Origin of the sequence: Mesorhizobium sp. B2-4-3, assembly GCF_006442815.1 — a bacterium.
In the GTDB taxonomy this organism is placed as follows: Bacteria; Pseudomonadota; Alphaproteobacteria; order Rhizobiales; family Rhizobiaceae; genus Mesorhizobium.
Genome location: NZ_VFVL01000055.1, coordinates 1 through 20,917, shown reverse-complemented (window position 1 = coordinate 20,917; position 20,917 = coordinate 1). Strand labels below are relative to the sequence as shown.

The window sequence follows — 20,917 nt, the reverse complement described above, 5'->3', positions numbered from 1 at the left end:
CGGTCCTCCCGGCAGACAAGAAAACTGTCACCCATCTAATCGGTCCATTCTGTTACCTATCTATCCGGTTCGGACACGCTTTTCCTCGCCCCCGCCAGCGGCGGGGGAGAGGTGGCCGCGAAGCGGACGGAGAGGAGGCTTCGTAAAGCGATGCTTTTCCCAATCGAGGTTTGCGCCATTCCCCCGCTCCGTCTCGGCTTCGCCAAGCCACCTCTCCCCCACCTTCGTGGGGGCGAGGAACCAGGCTGAAACACCTCGATACCCGCCAGAGACCAAGCTGAAACACACGCTTCCTACAACCGGCATGCCCGCGAAACGCTCAAGCCCGATTGTCGCGCATCCCAACACCCAGGAGCGTGCGCCGATGACACCCGACCAGATCAAGCTTGTGCAGGAGAGTTTTCGCGAGGTCGTCCCGATCAAGGAAGCAGCCGCGGCCTTGTTCTACGAGAAGCTGTTCGCTCTCGACGGCAGCCTCAGGAGGCTGTTTCGCGAAACCGACATGAAAAAGCAGGGCGCCAAGCTGATGGCGGCGCTGGGCTTCGTCGTGCATGGGCTGTCGCGCGCCGAGACCATACTGCCCACCGTCCAGGACCTCGCCCGGCGCCATGTCGGCTACGGCGTCGAGGAACATCATTACGCCACCGTCGGCCAGGCGTTGATTGAGACGCTCGAGGCGGGCCTTGGCGAAGCCTTTACACCGCAGGCGCGCGAGGCATGGGCTGCGGCCTACGGCCTGCTGGCCGGCGTGATGATCGCCGCGGCGCGGGACGTGCAGCTGGCTGCTTGAGCCAGCGCAGGAAAAGCCAGCTGGAACGCGTCGCGTTCCTTCGCGCCCCCTCTGTCCTGCCGGACATCTCCCCCACTTAGGGGGAGATTGGCGGTTCCGGCGCCCCGCTCACCTCTGCAACGTTGGTGATTGGCGAAAGCCGGCGCGACGTCTGATCTCCCCACTTGTGGGGGAGATGGTCGGCAGACCAGAGGGGGGCGCTGTCCCGCCAACATCTCAGTGTGGAGAGATAGCCCTCATCCTCACCCCACGACCTTCCCCGGATTCATCACATTACCCGGATCGATCATCTCTTTGATCGCCTTCGCCAAATCCCGCTTCACCGGGTCCGCGTGCCGCTCATAGGCATCGCGCTTCTCCAGCCCGACCCCGTGCTCGGCCGAGAATGAGCCGCCCGCCTCGCGCAGACCCTCGTAAAGCACATCCTCGATCGCCGCGTGCCGCTCATGCGAGACCGGCCCATCGCAATTGATCGAGATGTGCAGATTGCCGTCGGCGAGATGGCCGTAGACGTAAGGAGCGTATGAAGCGTCGAGCGCCTTCAGCCCCGCCTCGATGCGCGCCACATATTGATCCAGCCCGCCGCCCGGCACGGACACGTCGAAGGAGGGCGCCATGGGATGCGCGCGCTCGATCTGCTCGGTCTCCTCGCGCAGCCGCCACATCGCGGCGGCCTGCGCCTCGGAGCTCGCGACCAGCCCGTCGATGATGCCGGCCTCTTCCCAGACCGCCGCCAGCCCGTCCTCCAGCACGCCCCTTGCCGCCTCGATGCTGTCGGCGCCGAGCCCCAGCACCAGAAGGCAGGGCGCGTCGAGCGAAAGGCTGCCGGGCGCATAGCTCAGCGCCCGCTGCATGAGCGAAGCGAAATTGCGCCACAGGATCTCGGCGGCGGTGAGCCGGGCGCTGGTCGAGCCCAGAAAATGCCGCACGATGCGCTGCGCGCTGGAGGCATCCGGCACGCCGACAAGCGCGGTGGTGCTGGCGCCGGCAACCGGATCGAGCCGCACCGCCACGCGGGTGACGATGCCCAGCGTGCCCTCCGCGCCGATGAAGAGATGTTTCAGATCATAGCCGGCGCTGGTCTTGAGAACCCGGGTGAGATCGCAAAACACCCGCCCGTCCGGCAGCACGGCTTCCAGGCCGAGCACGCGGTGACGCATCGTGCCGTTGCGAAACGCCATGATGCCGCCGGCATTGGTGGAAACCATGCCGCCGATGGTGGCGCTGCCGCGCGCGGCAAGGTCGATGCCCGGGTCGAGCCCATGCCGGGCCGCCGCCTCCTGCAGCACGCCGAGCGTCACGCCCGCCTGCACGATCGCCACCCGCGCGAACGGATCGATCCCCTCGATCCGGTTCAACCCGCCAAGATCGCAGATCACCTGGCCGGAGCAAGTCGCCGCCCCGCCCGCCAGCCCTGTGCGCCCACCCTGCGGGACAAGGCTGACGCCATGCTCCGCGCAGAATTTCACCAGCGCCGCAACACCCTCGACATCGCGCGGCCGCACCAGCGCGGAGGCGCCGAAATTGCGGGCATCGAAGCCGGGATCGCGGGAGGCGAGCTCGGCGGCGTCCCAGATGGTCGAGGTGGCACAGGGGATGCGAAGGGAAGTGATGAGGGCTTTGTCGTCGCTCACGCTGGCTGGCTCCATCCAGGAATCCTTACCCTATAGATGCAGCGAAGCATGGGAGTCACCCGCCTTGGCGGGATCAGGGTGTCCTGTGAGCGTCTTCCCGTCGTTTGACGTCCTGGATGTTCAGTTCGACAACCAGCTTTTCGGCGCGGCGTGTCCTGATGCCGACCATGATCTTCTGCTCGACCTCGGCAGGCTGGCCGGTGAAGATGTCGAAGACCGTCCAGCTGTTTGGCCGGTCCATTCGAAGCGCGTAACGGTTTGCCATGATCACATTCCTCTTCGTTTGCGCCTCAGTCGGCGGGCCGATCTTGTCAGGCCTTCACCATGACAAATACCGACACCGCCACGGCGACGATCCACAACGTCACATACAGCTTCAAGGCGAGCGATCCATGTGAAGAGAGCGTCGCCAGCCCGCGCGCCGCTGCATTCTCCAGGCGCTTCGGTCTGGCTGGCTCCGTCACGGCGGCGGCCGGCGCCTTGGCGCCGAATTTGCCGAAGGCGGGAGGCGTCGGTTCAGGCATGGAGAGGACCTCGAATATCGAGGTGCTGGCGGATGCCGGAAGCCGCGCGCCGGATGACGCGGCTGTTTGGGCAAGCGGATTTCAAGGGTGCTTCTTCCTGTGTCGGCAAGGGCGACGATGCCTTTCGTTATAGGCGGCTTGGCGGGCGATAGATAGGAATGCCGAAATCAAAAGCTGGATTTCTTAAAAATATCGGGTGGAATAATTACGAGACTCGGAAAATATCGGGCGGATGAGAAGAATTTCTGTTCGTTTTTCTGGCTCCAAGCGACGCAGTTTTATTTAACCAAGAAAAATAAAGCGCGTCCGCCACCTTGTTCGCCGCGTAATTGCGGTGCATATATAAAATTCGTTGATTTGGTCGAGGTGGCTTTCGTCACAGTGAAGCCTCGCCATCCGCCTCCGAATTTTCGATAGCGAATGCACTGCGCCGCTCCCGGCGCGGCAACTCGCTTCGTTCGAACCCTGAAATGATGCCGGCGCTGACCACGGATGTACTGGCAGCATCGGACATTGTTTCGGCGGTTCGGCTGGAATTGAAGCGGAAGGCGCCTGCGCGCGTTTCCGCAGGACGCCGCAAGTGACCACTCGCACCACGCCGACCGTCGTTCGCTTCAATGCGGCGTTTATGCTGCCGGGCTTCGATGCGCCGCAGCCACCCGGCGACTACCGCGTCGACCTCGACGAGGAATCCCTCGAAGGCGCTTCGCGCACTGCATGGCGCCGTGTCGCCACCTTCATTCACCTGCCGGCGATCTCCGCAAAAGGGTCCACGCGGCAAATGGTACCGATCGAACCGGCCACGCTCGAGGCCGCCCTCGTCGAGGACCGGAGACAACCATGACAACCCTCTTGCAACGCAACGCACGCCCCATCCAGCACGGGGCTCCCCCTCGTCTTTTTGACATCGGACAAGCGGTCCGGCTGAAGGGCGGTGTTGGCACCGGTCCGAAGACTGACGAAATCTATCGTGTCACCGGCACACTGCCGCCAAAGGGAAGCTCGCCGCAATACCGCATCCGCAGCGACGGCGAACCGCATGAGCGCGTGGTGACCGAGGACAGTTTGGAGCGCGTCGAGACGCCGGCATCGGACAATGGCATCGCCCTCATCGAAAGGACGTTCGGACATGGCCAGGGCACATAAGCGTTCCAACCGCGAGGCCAGGAAGCAGGAAAGTCTGTTTGGCATCGAGTGCGCCGTCATCAATGCCCAGGCGAAGGCCAAGGACTGATGGCGCGGCGGACCCCGATGAAGGTCGTGATCGAATTTTATCGCACGCGTGTCGCCGACGACGCGCGTGCCGTCATCGGCCGCGAGACGGCGCTGGCGGCCGACCTCGATAACGCCATCGCGATCGCGCGGCTCTTGGCGAGGACGCTGAATATGCCGCAATGGCCGGACGCCGTCACGATCTCCGAAGCCGATGGCGCAGCCCTCTATTCGGAGATCATTGCCGCGCAGGGAGGCGGGGAAAGACGGGTATGAACAGAACCATCCCCAACGACGAAACCGAGCGGGTTCAAAATGCCGTATTCGGCGGCTCGCGACACAACGGCGGCATCTTGGGCCATGACTTCGGCGACCTTCAATATGGTCGCCGCGTTGAATTTGATCATTCCTGGACCGTCTACCACGTCTTCACGGGAATTCCCGCCTATGTCGACGGCGTTCCGATGGTCGGTCTTACCCATGCGCATGCGACGAGAAGGATGTTGGATCTCAATCGTCGCAATGCCGAGGGCCGAAAGGAATGGAATGGGAGCGGGTTGGCACTTGAACATGCCGAAATGCGGGCAGATCAAACATGACGCTTGCCTTTCCAAATCCCAGCCGAAGTTTCGACGAGACGCGGAACGCCGTATGCTTCATTGGGCATGACGGTATGTTCCAGGTCCGTTTTTTCGTCGAAGTCGAAGCATTAGGGGCATTTGGCGACCAGCCTGGCGGCAGGGAAAATGCCGAGAACGCATACCTTTCGGCATTCGACGCGTTGCGCAGTTCCATCCAAGACGCCGCAAGCAAAGCTTATGCGCGCGGGCGGCGGAACTCCTACACCTTGACCTCCACCGGTTTCCGATAGGCGGGGGAGCCGATATCGAAAGAACGAGCATGCAGGCAAGCGATGCGGCGGCTGGCAGTCCTTACCCCCCTGGCTGTCGTCTTACGTGAAAGGATAACGCCGATGCGTTCGATGAATACCCCCGAGGCACCGCCGGTCGCGATCAAGCCGGTCGTGAGGCATTCAGACATCATGTCAGTGCGGCTGACGATCAGGAAGGACGAGGCAGCGCGGCGCAAACTCGCGGACACCGACGGGACAGTCAGGCGGGCACGCGAGATCGCGGACCGCAATCGCCTGATTTGATATTCCCCCACCGTCCGTTTGGGCCTTATATCCTGTGACCGGTTGCGACCCCAGGCATACCCAAATCCAAGCCGTACAATGATCCAGCGGGAGAAATGCCATGGCGATGAAGCCCAACTATCGATACGAGCGCAGCAAGCGCGATCAGGCGAAAGCGGCAAAGAAAGAGGCGAAGCTCGCGGCCAAAGAGGTGAAAGGCAAGGTAGTGGAGCAGGAAAACGAGCGGGAGCGAAATACTGACAACGGATGATGCCGCGTCAGGCCAGCCTTGGGACTGCGATGGCAAAGCGAGAGTCCGACCACTTCGAAATCGATGTCGAATGCCCTCGGTGCCACCACCAGGCCAAAACACGCGTGGGCTGGATTCGCGCTCACACCCAGATGGAGTGCGAAAATTGCGGCGACATCATCGATATTGAAAGCAGGAATTTCAGGTCGCGCGAGGAGCCTTAATGCATGTCGCGCAAAAGTGTGCAGCGGTTTTTGCGATAACGACATGCATGAAAACAATGGCCTAAAGCGCGTCGCCTGAATCCGCTTCAGCGCGACGCGCTTTAGGAGGTCACCAGAATAGCGGCCTCGCGGGCGGCGACTATGAACGCCTTTCGCGCGAATGAGGCCGGGCGGCGCCCGCTATTCGTATCCGCGCAGGCCTGAATGGCCGCACGATGCTTTTCGCTGCGTTTGCCGCGCCATCTTCTGAGCAGGAAGTCCAGGCAGGCGACCGCGTCGGCGATCGTCTCTTGCCCGCCGCCAGTCAACTCGGTGACAACCGTCACTGGCTGGTCGAATTTTTCATTAGCCATTGCCGGGCTTAGGCCGGCGCCCCCAATATAGCAAGCATTGTTCTTGCGGATCTGTCGCAAGGCGACCTCGATCGGGTCGCCCGGGCCGCGCGAACAAAAAAATACTTTGGACGCGCGAACGCGGGCCATATCCATACGAGGCGACGGCGAAGCTTCTGTACAGTCCGAAGCGAAGCTGCTGGACAGCCCGACCTATTTAGCAAGAGGCCAAGCCGGACTGTCCTCGCCGCACCAGCGAGAGTCCACTGTGCGCCCACATTTCCTGTCTGGCTAGCGGAACTATTGAGAAGCGAGAGCCGCTGGGAACGAAAGGGGAATGCAATGGCGAGCCGACACTTGACGATATTGTCAAGCGGCTGTCGGCACCTAACCCACCCAAGCATCTATCCTATAGATGCGCGAGCGCGTCGGAGTCACGTCGATTGCCGAGACATCAGCCTCCCGGTGCCGCTCTCCTTATGAGGGCGCCTAACCCTGCCAGATCGAGCACCCGACCTTCTGCCCCGTCGCGGCATCCCGCACCGTCTTCGCGAACACCCGCCGCAGGCCAGTCCGGCTGGACGCGACATCCTTGCTGGCGAGATAGGTCGGGTCGCCGACTTCCCAGTGGTAGCGGGTGTTGGCAGGCGCCCGTTTCCAGGTGAATTTCGAGCGGTAAGCCGCCTGGCCAGGTGTGGTGTCTGCGAACCGACAGTTGATGGTCGCCGGCATCATGCCCTTGGCGCTCATCGCGCTGACCACCTTGTCGGCATCGTCGGTCGCCAGCCATTGGTCTATGCTGCTCGTCCGGTATGCGTCCGTGCCAGTCGCCTGGTGCGTCATGCATCCTGCAAGCAGCATCAGCGCCGCCATAGTGGCACCCGTCTTGCCTGCTCGCTTGCTGCTTTCCTGATCGATGCCCATGCCCGTCTCCTTCCTGAAGAGAGTGGAAAGTCTCGGGCAAGAGGATGGGCGGCGCGCATCGCTTCGTATATTAGGCGCTTCACACGCCTTGCGAGCTTGGCCGCTATCTCCTCGCGTTGGCAGGGGGAGCGATCGCCCCTGGAACAATGTCGGTGTTTTGGGCCACCTTTATCTGCCAGCCGGCCTGTTCCTTCCCCACCACCAGAAGCAGGATGCCTTCCCGTGTTCCGGCTGGCGAGCCATCCGGAGCGGAGGCGCCGGTCAGGGTCCATCTATAGTGCACCGACGCAAGGCCGGGAGACAACTCTACGACGGACGAGACGACACCCTCCAACCGGCTGTCGCGAAACATGGTCCCATGAGTCGCACGGTGCGCCGCTTCGATCTCTGCGCGGCTTTTCCACCACATGCCCACGACATTGACGAAATTGGCATCCTCGGAAAACAGCGCCGCGAAGTCGTCCATGTCATGTCTGTTCCAGGCATCGGCAAAGGCAATGGCCGCATCCTCGGGTCTGCCGACCTCCAACCTCATGACATGATCTCCCTTGCTTTGCGCCAGCTTGGGATGAGACGATAGCGGCATCAGCAAGCCCTGTCACCGCGCTGCCACAGAACTTAGCCGCGTCAGCTGTTAACGGCTCCAATCCCCAAAATTAACCTTTTGTTAACCATTGCCCCGGCACCCTTTAACCATTGAGTAAGGATTCGCCCGGACGTGACCTTCGCCGCCCCTTTGCACAACAAATCGATCCGCTTTCGCGCCCGTTCCTTCGTCGCTTTCACGCTGACGCCGGAGGCGCCGATCGCCGACTGGCTGGAGGGATTGGATCACTGGATCGCCAACTCGCCGGGCTATTTCAACGGGCGCCCGGTGGTGCTGGATCTGAACATTTTGCAGCCGGGGCCGGAGGAGATTGGCGCGCTTGTCGGCGTGCTCGGCTCGCGCGGCATCCGCGTCTACGCCATCGAACTGGAAGGCGCCGAACTCGGGCCTGATTTGCCGCCGGTCCTGGCCGGCGCCAAGGAGGCGACCGCCGAGGGACTGCTCGGCCGGGCAGCCCGCAAGGCGCGAGCGGAAGAACTCGAAATGACCGCCGCCGGGGAGCGAGTGCAGGCTATCCAGATGACTCAGTTGGCCACGGAGGTGGTGCAGGCGGAAGTTTCTCTTATCGAGATGTCCGGCGATGAACCGGTCGACCCCGAACTGGCGAGGCTGGAAGCAGTCAGGATCGAGCCGGCCCAGGCAGAAGCGGAAAAGCCCGGGCAGGGCGCTGCTCCGGCGCCTTCGGCCGGCACATTGATGATCAAGGCGCCGATCCGCTCCGGGCAGTCGGTCTTCCATCCGCATGGCGACGTGATCGTGCTGGGCTCGGTCGCGTCCGGCTCGGAAATCGTCGCCGGCGGCTCGATCCATGTCTATGGCACGTTGCGCGGCCGCGCGATCGCGGGTTCCGAAGGCAATATTTCGGCGCGCATCTTCTGCCGCAAGAACGAGGCCGAGCTGCTCGCCGTCGACGGCTGGTACACCACGGCCGAGGAGATGGAGGGCGTCTCGCGCGGCAAGGCCGTGCAGGCCTTCCTCGACAACGATGCGCTGTGCGTGGTGCCGCTCGGCTAGTCCGGCGGCGCAAGCTTCGGACCGGTTTCGCGTGCCAAAGTTATTTACGAGTCCGCCGTGCCGCGCACGGCCAGAGAATAAAAACCGCCAATGGAGGCTGGATATATGGGCAAGGTAGTCGTGGTCACATCGGGCAAGGGGGGCGTCGGCAAGACAACCTCGACGGCCGCGCTCGGCGCCGCCGTGGCCAGGACCGGCAAGAAGGTGGCGCTGGTCGATTTCGACGTCGGCCTGAGGAACCTCGACCTCATCATGGGCGCCGAGCGCCGCGTGGTGTTCGACCTCGTCAACGTCATCCAAGGCACGGCGAAGCTTTCGCAGGCGCTGATCCGCGACAAGCGGCTGGAGACCCTCTACCTGCTGCCCGCCTCGCAGACACGCGACAAGGACGCGCTGACCGAAGAGGGCGTGGAGGAAGTCATCGCCCGGCTGCGCTCGGTGTTCGACTATGTCTTCTGCGACAGCCCGGCCGGCATCGAGCGCGGCGCCCAGCTCGCCATGCGCTTCGCCGACGAGGCAGTCATCGTCACCAATCCGGAAGTCTCGTCGGTGCGCGACTCCGACCGCATCATCGGCCTGCTCGATGCCCGCACCATGAAGGCCGAGCAGGGCGAGCTGGTGCAAAAACACGTGCTGGTCACCCGCTACGACGCGGCGCGCGCCTCGCGCGGCGAGATGCTGTCGATCGACGACGTGCTGGAGATACTCTCCACGCCGCTGCTCGGCATCATCCCGGAAAGCCAGGATGTGCTGCGGGCCTCCAATCTTGGCTCGCCCGTCACGCTCTCGGAACCGCTCAATGGTGCCGCAAAGGCTTATCTCGAAGCGGCAAGACGCCTGGAAGGCGAGGACCTGCCGGTGGTCGTCCCCTTCGAACGCAAGGGCTTCCTCGACCGGCTTCTCGGAAGGAGGGCCGCATGAGCATCCTCGATCTCTTCAAGCGGCGCACCAGCGCGCCGGTGGCGCGCGAGCGGCTGCAGCTGCTGCTTGCCTATGAGCGCCAGAGCCGCGGCCAGCCAGATCTCGTCTCCATCCTGCGTGAGGAGATCATGGCGGTCATCGCCAAGCATGTGCAGATCGACCAGGACTACCTCCAGGTCTCGATGGACCGCGGCGCGACCATGTCGACGCTGGAGATCGACATCCAGATCCCCAACAAGAGCGCCGCGCCGCTCGCCATGGCGGGCTAGCGCCTGGTTCCTCGCCCCCGAGAGGTGGGCCGAGCAGCGGCCGGAGAGGGCTGCGCCAACGCTTCGTCATCCTCGGGCTTGACCCGAGGATCCATGGCGCGACCTTGCCACGGAGATCCGCCGTGGAGAATTCTACAATCGTTGCAACGCCTTAGCGTCACGGCACAGGATCCTCGGGTCAAGCCATAGGACGAACACGGGTAGGCCGCTATCCACCATTCTTGTCCCACCCATCCACCTCGCCCTGCCTCACGACAGCGCAACCGGCGCGTCCTATCTCCGTCCCCAACCAAGGATGGAGTCAGGATTGACCACAGCACGGACCGCGAAGCCGGACGCCCCTGTCGGCGCCATGCCGGTGCTTGGCCTGCTCGGCGCAATGCTGTCCGTGCAGGTCGGCGCCGCCTTTGCCAAGGGGCTGTTCCCGGTTCTGGGGCCGCAAGGCACGACCATGCTGAGGCTCGCCATTGGCGCGCTGATGCTGGCGGCGGTGCTGAGGCCCTGGAAAGTGCTGCCCTCGCGCAAAAACCTGCCCTGGCTCGCCGCCTACGGCATCACCGTCTGCGCCATGAACATGTTGTTCTATGCCGCGCTCCAGCGCATTCCGCTCGGCGTCTGCGTGGCGCTCGAATTCACCGGGCCGCTGTTCGTCGCTACGCTCGGCTCCAGGCGCCTGCTCGACCTTGTCTGGGTGGCGCTGGCCGTCGTCGGCATCGTGCTTTTGTCGCCCTTTGCCGGTATCAGCCGCGGGCTCGATCCGACAGGCGTGGCGCTGGCGCTGGCGGCGGGCGCCTGCTGGGGGCTCTACATCATCTTCGCGCAGAAGGCCGGCGCCGAGCTCGGCGTGCGCACCTCCGCCTATGGCATGGCGATCGCCGCCGTGCTGGCGCTGCCCTTCGGCTTCAACGCCGCGCAGCCCTATCTCGCCGACCCGCACGTCATGGCGGGCGCTACCGTGGTCGGCCTGTTCTCCAGCGCGCTGCCCTTCTATCTGGAAATGCTGGTGCTGGCCCGCATGCCGGCCAAGGTCTACGGCATGCTGGTCTGCCTGGAGCCGGCGGGTGGCGCGCTGACCGGCTTTCTGTTCCTGCATGAGAAGCTCGACCTTTTGCAATGCGCGGGCGTCGCCGCCGTCATTGCTGCCGCTTTCGGCACGGCGGTTGCGGCGCGGCGGCCGATGCCTTTGCCTGCCTGAATCCATCTTCCGAACCCGGGCGCTTCCTGGAAATGCGCGAAGCGGTCAGGCCCGGCGCTTCGTGGTGGCCTCCCGTCCATAGCTGCTTCAAAACAGAGGCGCGGTGGTTTGCCGTTTCCGTGAGACGGTGAACCGCTTCGGAGCCCGCTGCTCGTTGTCGCGCAAAAGTGTGCAGCGGTTTTGCGATAACGACATGCATCAAAACAAAGCCTTAAAGCGCGTCGCCTGAATCCGTTTCAGTGCGACGCGCTTTAAGGGATTGGTAGTCTTCGGAAAATGCACCTTTGCGGCGGCGATGTCCGACCGCATCCAGTGGTTGAAATAAGACTTAGGTCCCATGAAAGAATTGCAATAGGTCCGAGTGGACAACACAAGGGTCGTGGGCCACTTCCTTATGCCTTGCTGATTGGGGATGCTTATGCTGCGACATTGCCGGTGGGGTAGTTCGGCCGACGGGCTGACGGGCTGGCATGGGGAGAACGGAATGCGCGCATCGCGCGGGGGCTGCAGGCTAGTCTTGCCAGCACTGGCTGCGTTGGCGCTTGTCGTCACGCCTTTCAGTCTCTCCATCGATGGTCTCGTCGTGACCAAAGCCTATGCCGGCGGCAAAGGTGGCGGTGGTAGTGGCGGCGGCAAGGGTGGTGGAAACAGTAACGGGGGCGGCAATAGCGGGAACGGCAACGGAGGCGGGAATAGCGGCAACGGGAATAGCGGCAATTCCAGCTCGGCCGGCGGCTCCAATTCCGGTTCGGCTGGTGGCTCGAATTCCGGCAATGGCGGAAACAACGGAAACGGCAACAGCGGCGGCGACAACGGAAACGGCAACAGCGGCGGCGACAACGGAAACGGCAACAGCGGCAAGAACAGCAGCGCCAGCGCGGCAAGCACCGCCGATGTCGATGATCATGTTAACGCCCTGACGGGCGACAAGGTCGAGGCCACACGCAACAGAATCCAGGTCACGCACCGCAATGGAATGAAGGAGAAGATCGAGAACGGCCGGTTCAGGATGGAAGACAAGTACGGACGCACCATCGTCGACCGCAAAGCCACCATGGCCGATCTCAATCGCCTGAAGAATTTGTGAGACAGAGTTTGTGAGAGCGAGGTTTTATCGGGATTAGATCTTAAGGGACCGAAGGTCAGCGCTGCAAAATCAGGTTGCCACCTTTTGCTTCGTCTCTGCGGTCCTGATCGTCTGCGGTAGAATTTGGCTACTCACCTTACCCCCGCCTTCGTGCGGGGGTAATTTTTTGCGCGGTAAAACCTGTCGTTGCGACATTGGTCAGCCATGACGCCGGAAATGGTCCGACTGGTCGGGGCATGGGTCGTGGGCCGCTTTCGTAGCCTTGCCGGATATGAATTCTTGCCCGGGTGAAGACACCGGTTGCGCCTCGGCTGTGCCGTGAGCGGAACTTCGGCCATGCCGAGGCGGGACCGGAACGAAGAGACAATATGCGAAACCGCCCCTTCAGCAGGCTTGCTTGGCTCGCGCTGCGCGCGTTTAGCGCGCTGGCGCTGACCGTTGCGCCCTGGCACGTCATCTTTGAGGGTACCCCGAGGATTGCCGTAGCCACGGCCGATGCCGGCAATGGCTATAGCGGGAACGGTGGTAATGGCGGCAACGGCAGTGGCGGCAATTCGGGTTCCGCCGGCGGCTCGAATTCCGGCTCGGCCGGTGGCTCGAATTCCGGCAATAGCGGCAACAGTGGAAACAGCAATGCCGGCGGCAATTCCGGCAACAGCAATGCCGGCGGCGGCAACCCCAATGCCGGGCCGGGCAACAATAGCGGCAAGGGCAATACCGATCCCGGCGGCAAGAACAGCTACACCAACGCCACAACCGGCGACACACTCTCGATCGATGGCGACAAGGTTACCGTCATCCATCGCAACGGCATGAAGGAGCAGGTCCAGAACGGCCGTTTCGAGATGATGGACGCGCAAGGCCGCACCATCATCGAACGGCAGGCGACGGAGGAAGATCTGTCACGCCTGCTGAGCTTATGAGGGTTGAAGAATCCAATTCCTCAGTTCCCCAGTCCTCAATTCCTCTCCCTGGCCTCATGCATCAGCAGCGCCGCCTCGGTGCGGTTGCGCACGTTGAGCTTGGCGAGCACCCTGGTCATGTGATGCTTGACCGTCTTCTCCTGCAGCGACAGCCGGGCGGCCACCTCCTTGTTGCTGAGCCCCTCCGCGACCAGTTTCAGGATCTCGGCCTCCCGGCCGGTGAGTTGGCTGAGCGGATCGAGCTTGCTGCCGGTGGGCTGCAAAAGGTCGGAAAGCAGCCTCGCCGAGAGGCTCGGCGACACGTAGCTCTGGCCGCTGGCGACGTCGCGCAGGATCTCGGCCAGCGCCTTGGAGCCGACGCCTTTCAGCACATAGCCGCGCGCGCCGGCCTTCAGCGCCTGGGCGACGTCGGCGTTGGTCTCCGACACGGTGAGCATGACGATCTTCTGCTCGGGCATGGCTGAAAGGATGCCGGCCAGCGCGTTGAGGCCGCCGCCCGGCATGCTGATGTCGAGCAGAAGAATATCGGGCGTGCTGGCGCGCGCCAGCCTTTCGGCGTCCTCGGCGCTGGCGCCTTCGCCTACGAGCTCGAAGCCGCCTATCTCGCCGAGGCTGCGCGCCACGCCCTCGCGAAACAGTGGGTGGTCGTCGACTATTGCGATGCGGATTGATGTGCTCACGGTTGCTCCTCGACAGACAAGGTGATCACCAGCCTGGTTCCTCCCGGGCCGGTCAGTGTTTCGAACTGCCCGCCTATGCTTTCGATACGTTCCCTGAGGCCGGCAAGCCCAAGGCCCTCGCTTCGGGCCGGGTCGAAGCCGGGGCCGGTGTCCAGCACCTCGACCAGGAATTTGCCGCCTTTCGTCGTGGCTCTGACCTGCTGGCCCTTGCCCTTGCCGTGGCGGAAGGCGTTGTTCAGGCCTTCCTGCACGAAGCGATAGATGCTGATCTTTTCCGATGTGCCGAGTTCCGGCAAGCGCTCGGGCAGGGTTAGCAACACCTTGGTGCTGGTGCGCCGCTCATGCTCGGCCACCGCCAGCCGCAAGATGTCGGCGATAGCCTGCGTTTCGATCTGCGGCAACACCAGCCCGTTGCAGATGCCGCGTATCTCGCGCATCGCCTCGCCGAGCGTCTTGTGGATGCCGGCGATCTCGGCCTCGCGCAGCGTGCTCGATGTGGTCGGATCGACCAGCACCGGGCTGTCCATCCTGAGCGCGGCGAGCGCCACCAGTTGCGCCGGCCCGTCATGCAGGTCGGCGCCGATACGCCGCAGATACCGCTCGTTGATGGCGGTGGCGCGACGCGAGGCTCGCTGGACGCGCTGGCGCAGCGACGAGTTCTGCGCTAGCGCCGCCTGCAATTCGGAAACCTTGGCCTCGAGCGCCGCCTGCTGCGTGACGATGGTGCGGCTGCCGCGGAAAACGATGCCGGAGAGCAGCGCCAGCGCCGCCGCGGTGGCGACCGCCACCACCAGCCATGTCCACAGCAGGGCTGAGTGGAGCGATTCCTCGAAGTCGCCGGACAATTCGTAGAATTCGGTCACGGCGACGACCTCGCCCGACCAGGGCTCGCGCACCGGGTTGTAGATTTCCAGCAGCGGAGCGCCCATCGACCGCTCCTTGTCGTCTTCCTCGTCCTCGAGCCTGTTGTATTTGACCATGACGTTGCCAGCGAAAGCGGCGATGAGGTTGGCGTTGGGCTTGATCTGCCTGCCGATCAGGCTTGCGTCCTTTGAATAGAGGATCGTGCCGTCGCGCCGCCAAAGCTTGAACGACACCAGCCTTTTGCCGAGCGCGCCCTGGCCGAGCGTCTCGTCCAGCGCCCGCTTGACCGTGTCGTCGAGTTCCTGGCTCTTGCGCATGTCGGGCAGCAGCGGCGCGATCACGCTGTCGACATAGAGCGCGGTGGTTGCGGCGGAATTGTGCAAGACGCCGTCACGGATCTGCGATGTCACCCACAGCCCGACCACAAGCATTACGGCCAGAAGGCCGATGCCGCCCGCGATCACGAACTGCCAGGCCAGCGACAGACCGCTCCAGATTCGTGCAGGTCGTTTTAAATACCTCCCAAACATCGGCACCATTTACCCATCCGTCCGCGACAGTATAGGTGAGGGGAGGCAATTGCGACACCGACCTTGGTCCGTGCCGGTGGGGAAGGTTAATGGCGACAGGGTTGCGCGCTCGCGAACGGGCGGGCTTGGCTTCGCCAGCGGCGGGGGCTCTCCCCGAGCGGCAAAAGCCCGCGTCGTTCCTCTTAGCGGAGAAGACGCGGGCCGGCTGCCACCTGAAATTACGGATGATTTTAGCAATGCCAAGACAACCACCAATCGAGCGTCGGGTCCATACCAAAAGACGTATAACCTGCAAGATATAGCGTCACACCGCCGGGGCCTTGGCCCGAGGCGGTCTTTTTATCGGGCGTTGAAGGTACAGACATATAGCGGCGGACCTGCCGGACGGATCGGCCATGCAAACCCCGTCCACAGTCGGCAGGACGAGCCGCATCGTCCCGGCAGAAGACGCGGACGCCGCGTCAAAATTTGCCCCCAAAAGAAGTCAGGGCCACGGTGTTGATGGGTCGAACAGCCGCCGCATATACAATGGGCTTCACCTTGCAGTTCTTGGCAACGCACTATGGACGCCGGCACAAAAAAGCAAAAAAGAAACCAGCGGCTGTCGATCTTTGAACTCGAGGCTCTGCGGGAAGCTTTCAGGCAGTCCGTTCGTGAGAACGACGTCGCGGAAGCGGAATGGGCGCAACACGCCGAGCTTTTCGTCAAGAGGGCGCTGCAAAAAGGCGGCGGTCTTACGCGGGCTTGAGCGTTCGGGCGTGGAGCAATTCCAGGGAAAAGTGTGAGCGGTTAGGCTCGGCGCGCCTGCCGTAGCCTTCCGTCCGGAATTGCGGCATCACGTCTCCAGCCGGTCGGACCATTGCGCGGGCGCTTAGGACCTCAGCGACAATTGCGGGCACAACGGGAAACGGACACTCTGTCCCCGCGCCGGCTCCCCCCCAAGGAAACCCAATGGTCGGCGCTTTAGCCCGGCTTGCCTGTCAAAGAGCCGTACTCTTTTACCGCCAAGGCAAGCCGGGCTACCCCAACCGCCGATCCGCCCCCCCAAGCTCGACACCGTTTGAGACAGAGCGCAACGCCTTCGCGGGAACGCGTCAGGAGGTGTCCGACTCGCCGCTTTCGACGGAACGAAAAGCGGGGCAAGCGCGTTTTCCGCCGCGATGTCGAGGATCCCTCACCATCACAAGGCCGAAAGGCCTTTTCAGGCCTCCGAGGCCGAGCGCCTGGCGCGCGCGCAAAAGAATGCCAGGCTGAAGGATCTTCGCACCCACGCTTCGTGGCTGGTGCTCGACCCACAGGCGAATTTCCAGGAGGAGATCGACTGTTCGGCGTTGTTCGGCGACCTGTCGATCCGAAAGGTCTTCCGCGACGGCTAATTTAGAGCGATTCCAGGAAAAGTGTGCAGCGGATGAAAGCGGCAGTTCGAGTTCAGGCCGCCTGTAGACTGATTGCGCTATGCTCGCGCAACATCTCGATGAGTCGCGCGACCGCCCATGGCGCCAGAAGCGCAAAGAACGCCGTGACATCGAGGAAGAGCGACCGTGCCAGATCGAACCCGCTGTGGTCGTAGCAGACTGCGAACTCCATCACGCCTGACCCGTTGTTGATCCACCCTTTGTGCTTGCCATTTCACGCACTGGGCGAGCATGGCCCTGATTTGCATAAATTACAAGGAATAGCTAATTTAGTCGCTGGGTGGGATTCCGCTGGCATGCGCGGCTACGCTGGCTGAAGGATCTAAAGCATGTCTCCCGAAAGTGGGAACCGGTTTCGGGGTAAAGACATGCGTAAAATCAAAAACCTAAAGCGCATGGAGCGAATCTGAAAGATCGCGACGCGCTTTAGGTCGGCTTCGGCCAGAACAGCCAAGCGAGGGCCAACGCCGCAAGCGCCCAGAGCGCGATCATGAAGACGAGCCCGGCCTTGCTCACCGGCTTCTCGCGTCGTGCGGCCTCTTCGTGGAATTCCTGCATCAGATCGGACGGGACCAGCTTGACCGCGAGCATGATGCCGACAGGCACGATCAGCAGGTCGTCGAGGTAGCCGAAGATCGGGATGAAATCCGGGATAAGATCGATGGGGCTCAGCGCATAGGCGGCGACTGCGCCCGCGGCGGCTTTTGCATACCAGGGCACACGCGGATCGCGGGCGGCGATCCAGAGCGCAACCACATCGCGCTTGATCTTGCGCGCCCATTGCTTTGCCGAGTCGAAAGCCGACATGTGCCCATTCTATACAGCTGTGCGGGTCGTCAGGCCAACAGGCGAATCGCCGGCTCGGCCTCTCAGGCGCAGTCCTTCAACTCGACAACCTCGACGCCGAGGCGGAAGGCTTGGCCATCTGCATAGGAGCGCGCATATTGCTCGGCTTCGAAGGGAAAGATGAGTGTCGTGCCGTAGGCGGTGACGCGCACCGTCCACTTCTGGCCCCTGACGAGTTCAACGCCGTGAAGCTTCGCCGTAACCATCTCACCCTCCTCAGATCCGGCACTTCGGCGACATCCGCATAACGTCGCCAAAGTCATTTGAATACAAATAATCCGACTCAATCGTGTCGTTACGGTGTCGATTCCGACATTGGGTCGTTTGCGTCCGTGAAATGGTTCACCGACAGCGGCGCTTTTTTGCGGCCAGGCCGCCAGCGGGCTGGATGGCCTGCCTGGAACCGCGACGGCCCCAGGCGGGTTAGGTTCCTGGTTCACAAGGAGACCGCCATGATCCGTAAGCTGAAATCCGGCGAATACAGGCTCTATTCGCGCAAAATCGATCCGAGAACCGGCAAGCGCCGCAATCTAGGCACCTTCAAGTCGCGCGAAGTGGCGGAAAAGCACGAACGCGAAGTGCAGTATTTCAAGCGCCATTAGACCGGTCATCGTCCCACGACAGAGCCGCGGCTCGGCCCCGGCTCACCCATGCGGTCGCGGCGGGGTGCGTGGGCGAGGGTGGCCCGGCACGTTCGAGCCGATATGGTCGAGGTCGCAACGTCGCGTCACCATCTCGACCGACCGGGTGTCGACGGTCACGCGCCCCAGAACCTGCACGGTCGTGCGTCCGAGATCCTTGTCGACATGCACGACTTCGCCCTCGAGTCTGAGCTTGTCGCCAGCCTTGGCACTGGGCTCGACCATCGAATAAGTATGGCCGTCGCCGTCGAGCTTCAGCATCACGCGGTCCTTGATGCGCTCGACCACCGTGGCGATGACAGCCACCCGGTCTCCTATTTCCACTGCGGGCCGTGTCATTGCGGCCTCCTTTCAGCTCCGCGCGGTCTCTGGCCGCCGGAGCCGGTTGGCGCCACGGTAGGTGGCGACAACCGCTAAAATAAACGGGAAACCAAGCGTTTGGTTGCTGTCGGGCTGCCGGTCGCCGCGGCCAGTCGATCGCATGAAGCCGGGGATTTCGCCGCAGAATACTGCCCGCTGGCCAAAGACGTGCTGCGTCGGCGGGGGGCCGACACAGCCGAGGTCGTCGAGCGCGTCGGCTATGGCTCGGCCAGCACCTTCAGCACTGCCTTCAGCCGCCATGCCAGGGCAGCGCATTAGGGCAATTCCGGGAGTGCGCAGCTGTCACGCTCGGCGGGTCGGCGAGTCCAGCCCTGCCGGAGGCCAGCCTCGAGAGTTCGAGGCGCATTGTCTGTTGGCAATATCCTACCCTGGAGGATAGGATATTGCCATGACGATACACAGCTCCCATCCCGACATCATCGCCCGGCTCAAGCGTGCGCACGGCCATCTCGCCGCGGTGCTCACCATGTTCGAGCAGGGCCGGCCCTGCCTTGACCTCGCGCAACAGCTTCACGCCGTCGAAAGCGCGGTCGGCAACGCCAAGCGCGAGCTGATTCACGACCATATGGAGCATTGCCTCGTCGAAGGCGGCGAACCGACCAGGGACACGCTCAAAGAGCTGAAGCAGCTCACCAAATATCTGTGAGGCGGCGATGTGGGAAAAAGCGCTCGACTGGCTCGGCTTCGGCGCGCACGGACATGACCATGGCGGACGTGACCATGACGGGCACGGCCACGACCATCACGGACCGCATGGGCATACACATGGCGTGATCGACGCGACGATCGCCACGACGGAGCGCGGCATCTGGGCGATCAAATGGTCGTTCGTCATCTTGGCCATGACGGCCGCGCTGCAGATCGCGGTTGTCGTCTTTTCAGGCAGCGTGGCGCTGCTCGCCGACACCATCCACAACGTCGCCGACGCCACCACCGCGATCCCGCTCTGGATCGCTTTCGTGCTGGCGCGCCGCAAGCCGACAAGAACTTTTACCTACGGCCTTGGCCGGGTCGAGGACCTTGCCGGCATAGTCATCGTGCTCATCATCCTGGCCAGCGCGCTGGTGGCAGGTTACGAGGCGATCAATCGCCTGTTCAATCCGCAGCCTATCCAGTTCCTGGGCTGGCTTGCCGCGGCCGGCATCATCGGCTTCCTCGGCAATGAGGTGGTGGCGGTGTTCCGCATCCGCGTCGGCCGCCAGATAAACAGCGCGGCCTTGATCGCCGACGGTTATCACGCCCGCACCGACGGGCTCACCAGCCTCGCCGTCGTTGCCGGCGCGCTCGGCGTCTGGCTCGGCTATCCGCTCACCGACCCGATCATCGGCCTTTTGATCACCATCGCCATCTTCGGCATCGTCTGGCAGTCGGCGCGCTCGGTGCTGACGCGCATGCTGGACGGCGTCGAGCCGGGTCTTGTCGATGAGGTTCATCACGCCGCCGAACATGTCACCGGTATCGACAGGGTGGTCGGCGCCAAGGCCCGCTGGCTCGGTCACAAGCTGCATGTCGATGTGGAGATCGCGGTCAATGACGGGCTGCTGCTTGCCGCCGCGAACAACATCGCCGCTTCGCTCAAGGCCGAGCTCTTCGCGCACATCCCGGCACTCGACGTCGCCACGGTGCGCTTCGCCGAGCCGGAGACGGAGGGCGGCCACCACCACGCGCCCGATCCGTTCCTTGTCGCCGGCAAGCTGGCCAGCGGGCTGCTCGAAATCGTCGACACACCGCAAGGCGAGCGTATGCGGCTGCGCCTCTCGCGTCACGCCGAGGGCCTGCAAGCCGGTGTAGCTATTGAGCGGCCGGGAGGCATCGAGCGGCTGGTGCTGTCCCCGGTCGGTGGCGACCATCACTATCTGCAAAGCCTGGTCGCTCCGGCCGAACCGCATGAATTCAGCGCCAGGCTGCAACTGGCGGCTGGTCCCGACAGCGAGGATCTCCCCTTCGCCATGGCAGAGCCGGAAGGCCATCGCCATGGACACGCGAATAGATGATACAGGCACTCTTCGAATATCAACGTGAGATCTATCTCGCTGTGGCGCAACACCTGAAGGTGTTCGCCACGGACGGCAACTGGTTGGCGCTTCTTGCGGTATTGCCTATGGGCGTCGTGTTCGGCGCGTCCCACGCGCTGATGCCCGGCCATTCGAAGACGCTGCTTGCCGCCTATATCGCCGGCTCGCAGGTGAAATTGTCTCGCGGATTGCTCGCTTCTCTCGCGCTTTCCTTCACCCACATTACGCTGGCGGTGCTCATTGCGGTGTTGGCGTTGCCGCTCGTCTCGATCTCGCTGGGCAGCGTCGGCCGCGCCCCGGCACTCGAAACGTTGAGCCGTGGGCTGCTGGGTCTGGTCGGCGTGTGGATGATCTGGCGCGCGCTGCGCGGCCGCCACCATCATCATGTCCATGAAGGCGAAGCGGTCGGCATCATGGCCGGACTGATCCCTGTATGGACTGGGGACATCGCGAACAGGTGTGCGAAGACATCGCGAACAGTTTCGTGCGTTTTGCGCGGGGAGG

31 protein-coding genes and 2 pseudogenes are annotated in these 20,917 nt (G+C 63.1%); 21 read left to right on the top strand and 12 right to left on the bottom strand.

The genetic code is table 11. From position 1 onward, the window contains the following. Positions 1–364 precede the first annotated feature (364 nt). Positions 365–790, top strand: a complete 426-nt coding sequence (locus FJ956_RS29585) for a globin family protein (RefSeq protein WP_140684743.1) — start codon at positions 365–367, stop codon at positions 788–790. A gap of 242 nt (positions 791–1,032) precedes the next feature. Here FJ956_RS29585 and FJ956_RS29575 read toward each other — a convergent pair whose 3' ends face one another. From FJ956_RS29575 to FJ956_RS29565, 3 genes are all read right to left on the bottom strand, one after another. Then, positions 1,033–2,424 carry an FAD-binding oxidoreductase gene (locus tag FJ956_RS29575; RefSeq protein ID WP_181170405.1) on the bottom strand — a complete coding sequence of 464 codons (1,392 nt, stop codon included), beginning with the start codon at positions 2,422–2,424 and terminating at the stop codon, positions 1,033–1,035. A 73-nt stretch (positions 2,425–2,497) separates the two neighbouring features. After that, positions 2,498–2,689, bottom strand: coding sequence for a hypothetical protein (locus tag FJ956_RS29570; protein ID WP_140684741.1), 192 nt, complete (start codon positions 2,687–2,689; stop codon positions 2,498–2,500). Positions 2,690–2,735: 46 nt separating this feature from the next. Next, entirely contained in the window at positions 2,736–2,948 is a 213-nt protein-coding gene (locus FJ956_RS29565) for a hypothetical protein (RefSeq protein WP_140684740.1), read from the bottom strand. A 580-nt stretch (positions 2,949–3,528) separates the two neighbouring features. Here FJ956_RS29565 and FJ956_RS29560 point away from each other — a divergent pair. From FJ956_RS29560 to FJ956_RS30680, 7 genes are all read left to right on the top strand, one after another. After that, positions 3,529–3,792, top strand: coding sequence for a hypothetical protein (locus FJ956_RS29560; protein ID WP_140684739.1), 264 nt, complete (start codon positions 3,529–3,531; stop codon positions 3,790–3,792). Then, complete coding sequence (locus tag FJ956_RS29555; RefSeq protein ID WP_140684738.1) at positions 3,789–4,094, top strand: hypothetical protein; 306 nt, start codon at positions 3,789–3,791, stop codon at positions 4,092–4,094. The genes FJ956_RS29560 and FJ956_RS29555 overlap by 4 nt, the downstream gene beginning before the upstream one ends. A gap of 105 nt (positions 4,095–4,199) precedes the next feature. Beyond that, positions 4,200–4,436: a hypothetical protein gene (locus FJ956_RS29550; RefSeq protein ID WP_140645013.1), complete on the top strand. Its 237-nt coding sequence runs from the start codon at positions 4,200–4,202 to the stop codon at positions 4,434–4,436. Then, the gene (locus FJ956_RS29545) at positions 4,433–4,759 is read left to right on the top strand and encodes a hypothetical protein (RefSeq protein ID WP_140684737.1); all 327 of its coding nucleotides are present in this window, start codon (positions 4,433–4,435) and stop codon (positions 4,757–4,759) included. Before FJ956_RS29550 ends, FJ956_RS29545 begins: the two co-directional genes overlap by 4 nt. Then, entirely contained in the window at positions 4,756–5,031 is a 276-nt protein-coding gene (locus tag FJ956_RS29540; protein ID WP_140684736.1) for a DUF1488 domain-containing protein, read from the top strand. The genes FJ956_RS29545 and FJ956_RS29540 overlap by 4 nt, the downstream gene beginning before the upstream one ends. Before the next feature lie 102 nt (positions 5,032–5,133). After that, positions 5,134–5,316, top strand: coding sequence for a hypothetical protein (locus tag FJ956_RS29535; protein WP_140684735.1), 183 nt, complete (start codon positions 5,134–5,136; stop codon positions 5,314–5,316). Positions 5,317–5,416: 100 nt separating this feature from the next. Continuing rightward, on the top strand, positions 5,417–5,566 hold the full coding sequence (locus FJ956_RS30680; RefSeq protein ID WP_181170404.1) for a hypothetical protein: 150 nt from the start codon (positions 5,417–5,419) through the stop codon (positions 5,564–5,566). A 304-nt stretch (positions 5,567–5,870) separates the two neighbouring features. Here FJ956_RS30680 and FJ956_RS29530 read toward each other — a convergent pair whose 3' ends face one another. The 3 genes from FJ956_RS29530 to FJ956_RS29520 form a co-directional block, all read right to left on the bottom strand. After that, positions 5,871–6,182 (bottom strand): DUF982 domain-containing protein, encoded by a 312-nt coding sequence (locus FJ956_RS29530; protein WP_210243615.1) that lies wholly within the window; start codon positions 6,180–6,182, stop codon positions 5,871–5,873. Between the two features lie 408 nt (positions 6,183–6,590). Beyond that, positions 6,591–7,025 (bottom strand): hypothetical protein, encoded by a 435-nt coding sequence (locus FJ956_RS29525; RefSeq protein WP_140684733.1) that lies wholly within the window; start codon positions 7,023–7,025, stop codon positions 6,591–6,593. A 103-nt stretch (positions 7,026–7,128) separates the two neighbouring features. Next, positions 7,129–7,560 carry an SgcJ/EcaC family oxidoreductase gene (locus tag FJ956_RS29520; protein WP_140684732.1) on the bottom strand — a complete coding sequence of 144 codons (432 nt, stop codon included), beginning with the start codon at positions 7,558–7,560 and terminating at the stop codon, positions 7,129–7,131. A gap of 183 nt (positions 7,561–7,743) precedes the next feature. On the opposite strand from FJ956_RS29520, the gene minC reads away from it, so the two are divergent. The 6 genes from minC to FJ956_RS29485 all read left to right on the top strand — a co-directional run bounded on the left by minC (position 7,744) and on the right by FJ956_RS29485 (position 13,041). Then, a complete protein-coding gene (minC, locus tag FJ956_RS29515) occupies positions 7,744–8,646 on the top strand; it encodes a septum site-determining protein MinC (RefSeq protein WP_140684731.1) in 903 nt (300 codons plus the stop codon). A gap of 105 nt (positions 8,647–8,751) precedes the next feature. Then, positions 8,752–9,567 carry a septum site-determining protein MinD gene (gene minD, locus FJ956_RS29510; RefSeq protein WP_140684730.1) on the top strand — a complete coding sequence of 272 codons (816 nt, stop codon included), beginning with the start codon at positions 8,752–8,754 and terminating at the stop codon, positions 9,565–9,567. Further along, positions 9,564–9,836, top strand: coding sequence for a cell division topological specificity factor MinE (minE, locus tag FJ956_RS29505; protein WP_042638296.1), 273 nt, complete (start codon positions 9,564–9,566; stop codon positions 9,834–9,836). The genes minD and minE overlap by 4 nt, the downstream gene beginning before the upstream one ends. Positions 9,837–10,143: 307 nt before the next feature. Then, positions 10,144–11,031: a DMT family transporter gene (locus FJ956_RS29495; RefSeq protein WP_246672240.1), complete on the top strand. Its 888-nt coding sequence runs from the start codon at positions 10,144–10,146 to the stop codon at positions 11,029–11,031. A gap of 484 nt (positions 11,032–11,515) precedes the next feature. Next, positions 11,516–12,118, top strand: coding sequence for a hypothetical protein (locus tag FJ956_RS30675; RefSeq protein WP_181181052.1), 603 nt, complete (start codon positions 11,516–11,518; stop codon positions 12,116–12,118). Between the two features lie 368 nt (positions 12,119–12,486). Then, positions 12,487–13,041 (top strand): hypothetical protein, encoded by a 555-nt coding sequence (locus FJ956_RS29485; RefSeq protein ID WP_140684728.1) that lies wholly within the window; start codon positions 12,487–12,489, stop codon positions 13,039–13,041. A 35-nt stretch (positions 13,042–13,076) separates the two neighbouring features. Here FJ956_RS29485 and FJ956_RS29480 read toward each other — a convergent pair whose 3' ends face one another. After that, complete coding sequence (locus FJ956_RS29480) at positions 13,077–13,721, bottom strand: response regulator transcription factor (RefSeq protein ID WP_140684727.1); 645 nt, start codon at positions 13,719–13,721, stop codon at positions 13,077–13,079. Then, positions 13,718–15,115: a sensor histidine kinase gene (locus tag FJ956_RS29475; RefSeq protein WP_140684726.1), complete on the bottom strand. Its 1,398-nt coding sequence runs from the start codon at positions 15,113–15,115 to the stop codon at positions 13,718–13,720. Before FJ956_RS29475 ends, FJ956_RS29480 begins: the two co-directional genes overlap by 4 nt. Before the next feature lie 562 nt (positions 15,116–15,677). On the opposite strand from FJ956_RS29475, the gene FJ956_RS29470 reads away from it, so the two are divergent. Beyond that, positions 15,678–15,863, top strand: a complete 186-nt coding sequence (locus FJ956_RS29470; protein ID WP_140684725.1) for a hypothetical protein — start codon at positions 15,678–15,680, stop codon at positions 15,861–15,863. Between the two features lie 412 nt (positions 15,864–16,275). Further along, positions 16,276–16,491 carry a hypothetical protein gene (locus FJ956_RS29465; RefSeq protein WP_140684724.1) on the top strand — a complete coding sequence of 72 codons (216 nt, stop codon included), beginning with the start codon at positions 16,276–16,278 and terminating at the stop codon, positions 16,489–16,491. Between the two features lie 52 nt (positions 16,492–16,543). Here the strand turns inward: FJ956_RS29465 and FJ956_RS30670 are convergent, their stop codons facing one another. The 3 genes from FJ956_RS30670 to FJ956_RS29455 form a co-directional block, all read right to left on the bottom strand. Then, complete coding sequence (locus FJ956_RS30670) at positions 16,544–16,705, bottom strand: hypothetical protein (RefSeq protein WP_181170407.1); 162 nt, start codon at positions 16,703–16,705, stop codon at positions 16,544–16,546. A gap of 251 nt (positions 16,706–16,956) precedes the next feature. Then, complete coding sequence (locus tag FJ956_RS29460) at positions 16,957–17,337, bottom strand: YkvA family protein (protein WP_140684723.1); 381 nt, start codon at positions 17,335–17,337, stop codon at positions 16,957–16,959. 62 nt (positions 17,338–17,399) lie between these two features. Beyond that, on the bottom strand, positions 17,400–17,582 hold the full coding sequence (locus tag FJ956_RS29455) for a hypothetical protein (protein ID WP_036258067.1): 183 nt from the start codon (positions 17,580–17,582) through the stop codon (positions 17,400–17,402). Between the two features lie 246 nt (positions 17,583–17,828). Here FJ956_RS29455 and FJ956_RS29450 point away from each other — a divergent pair, with 246 nt between their 5' ends. Beyond that, a complete protein-coding gene (locus tag FJ956_RS29450; RefSeq protein WP_140684722.1) occupies positions 17,829–17,978 on the top strand; it encodes a hypothetical protein in 150 nt (49 codons plus the stop codon). Positions 17,979–18,020: 42 nt separating this feature from the next. On the opposite strand, the gene FJ956_RS29445 is transcribed toward FJ956_RS29450, so the two are convergent. Continuing rightward, positions 18,021–18,356 carry a hypothetical protein gene (locus tag FJ956_RS29445; RefSeq protein WP_140684721.1) on the bottom strand — a complete coding sequence of 112 codons (336 nt, stop codon included), beginning with the start codon at positions 18,354–18,356 and terminating at the stop codon, positions 18,021–18,023. A gap of 177 nt (positions 18,357–18,533) precedes the next feature. Between FJ956_RS29445 and FJ956_RS29440 the strand changes: the two are divergent. From FJ956_RS29440 to FJ956_RS29425, 4 genes and pseudogenes are all read left to right on the top strand, one after another. Beyond that, positions 18,534–18,656 (top strand): annotated as a pseudogene (locus FJ956_RS29440) (AraC family transcriptional regulator); the annotation flags it as partial. 130 nt (positions 18,657–18,786) lie between these two features. Beyond that, entirely contained in the window at positions 18,787–19,044 is a 258-nt protein-coding gene (locus FJ956_RS29435) for a metal-sensing transcriptional repressor (protein ID WP_140684720.1), read from the top strand. A gap of 7 nt (positions 19,045–19,051) precedes the next feature. Further along, positions 19,052–20,392 (top strand): cation diffusion facilitator family transporter, encoded by a 1,341-nt coding sequence (locus FJ956_RS29430; protein WP_140684719.1) that lies wholly within the window; start codon positions 19,052–19,054, stop codon positions 20,390–20,392. Beyond that, positions 20,389–20,917: pseudogene (locus FJ956_RS29425) on the top strand (hypothetical protein); the annotation flags it as partial. The gene FJ956_RS29430 and the pseudogene FJ956_RS29425, both read left to right, overlap by 4 nt.

Bases quoted from the DNA above. Each gene is read 5' to 3' on its own strand.
- FJ956_RS29585 (WP_140684743.1), top strand. From the start codon at position 365: ATGACACCCGACCAGATCAAGCTTGTGCAGGAGAGTTTTCGCGAGGTC.
- FJ956_RS29570 (WP_140684741.1), bottom strand. From the start codon at position 2,689: ATGGCAAACCGTTACGCGCTTCGAATGGACCGGCCAAACAGCTGGACG.
- FJ956_RS29565 (WP_140684740.1), bottom strand. From the start codon at position 2,948: ATGCCTGAACCGACGCCTCCCGCCTTCGGCAAATTCGGCGCCAAGGCG.
- FJ956_RS29555 (WP_140684738.1), top strand. From the start codon at position 3,789: ATGACAACCCTCTTGCAACGCAACGCACGCCCCATCCAGCACGGGGCT.
- FJ956_RS29550 (WP_140645013.1), top strand. From the start codon at position 4,200: ATGAAGGTCGTGATCGAATTTTATCGCACGCGTGTCGCCGACGACGCG.
- FJ956_RS29545 (WP_140684737.1), top strand. From the start codon at position 4,433: ATGAACAGAACCATCCCCAACGACGAAACCGAGCGGGTTCAAAATGCC.
- FJ956_RS29540 (WP_140684736.1), top strand. From the start codon at position 4,756: ATGACGCTTGCCTTTCCAAATCCCAGCCGAAGTTTCGACGAGACGCGG.
- FJ956_RS29535 (WP_140684735.1), top strand. From the start codon at position 5,134: ATGCGTTCGATGAATACCCCCGAGGCACCGCCGGTCGCGATCAAGCCG.
- FJ956_RS30680 (WP_181170404.1), top strand. From the start codon at position 5,417: ATGGCGATGAAGCCCAACTATCGATACGAGCGCAGCAAGCGCGATCAG.
- FJ956_RS29525 (WP_140684733.1), bottom strand. From the start codon at position 7,025: ATGGGCATCGATCAGGAAAGCAGCAAGCGAGCAGGCAAGACGGGTGCC.
- FJ956_RS29520 (WP_140684732.1), bottom strand. From the start codon at position 7,560: ATGAGGTTGGAGGTCGGCAGACCCGAGGATGCGGCCATTGCCTTTGCC.
- minD (WP_140684730.1), top strand. From the start codon at position 8,752: ATGGGCAAGGTAGTCGTGGTCACATCGGGCAAGGGGGGCGTCGGCAAG.
- minE (WP_042638296.1), top strand. From the start codon at position 9,564: ATGAGCATCCTCGATCTCTTCAAGCGGCGCACCAGCGCGCCGGTGGCG.
- FJ956_RS30675 (WP_181181052.1), top strand. From the start codon at position 11,516: ATGCGCGCATCGCGCGGGGGCTGCAGGCTAGTCTTGCCAGCACTGGCT.
- FJ956_RS29485 (WP_140684728.1), top strand. From the start codon at position 12,487: ATGCGAAACCGCCCCTTCAGCAGGCTTGCTTGGCTCGCGCTGCGCGCG.
- FJ956_RS29475 (WP_140684726.1), bottom strand. From the start codon at position 15,115: ATGTTTGGGAGGTATTTAAAACGACCTGCACGAATCTGGAGCGGTCTG.
- FJ956_RS29470 (WP_140684725.1), top strand. From the start codon at position 15,678: ATGGACGCCGGCACAAAAAAGCAAAAAAGAAACCAGCGGCTGTCGATC.
- FJ956_RS29465 (WP_140684724.1), top strand. From the start codon at position 16,276: ATGTCGAGGATCCCTCACCATCACAAGGCCGAAAGGCCTTTTCAGGCC.
- FJ956_RS29460 (WP_140684723.1), bottom strand. From the start codon at position 17,337: ATGTCGGCTTTCGACTCGGCAAAGCAATGGGCGCGCAAGATCAAGCGC.
- FJ956_RS29455 (WP_036258067.1), bottom strand. From the start codon at position 17,582: ATGGTTACGGCGAAGCTTCACGGCGTTGAACTCGTCAGGGGCCAGAAG.
- FJ956_RS29450 (WP_140684722.1), top strand. From the start codon at position 17,829: ATGATCCGTAAGCTGAAATCCGGCGAATACAGGCTCTATTCGCGCAAA.
- FJ956_RS29445 (WP_140684721.1), bottom strand. From the start codon at position 18,356: ATGACACGGCCCGCAGTGGAAATAGGAGACCGGGTGGCTGTCATCGCC.
- FJ956_RS29435 (WP_140684720.1), top strand. From the start codon at position 18,787: ATGACGATACACAGCTCCCATCCCGACATCATCGCCCGGCTCAAGCGT.
- FJ956_RS29430 (WP_140684719.1), top strand. From the start codon at position 19,052: ATGTGGGAAAAAGCGCTCGACTGGCTCGGCTTCGGCGCGCACGGACAT.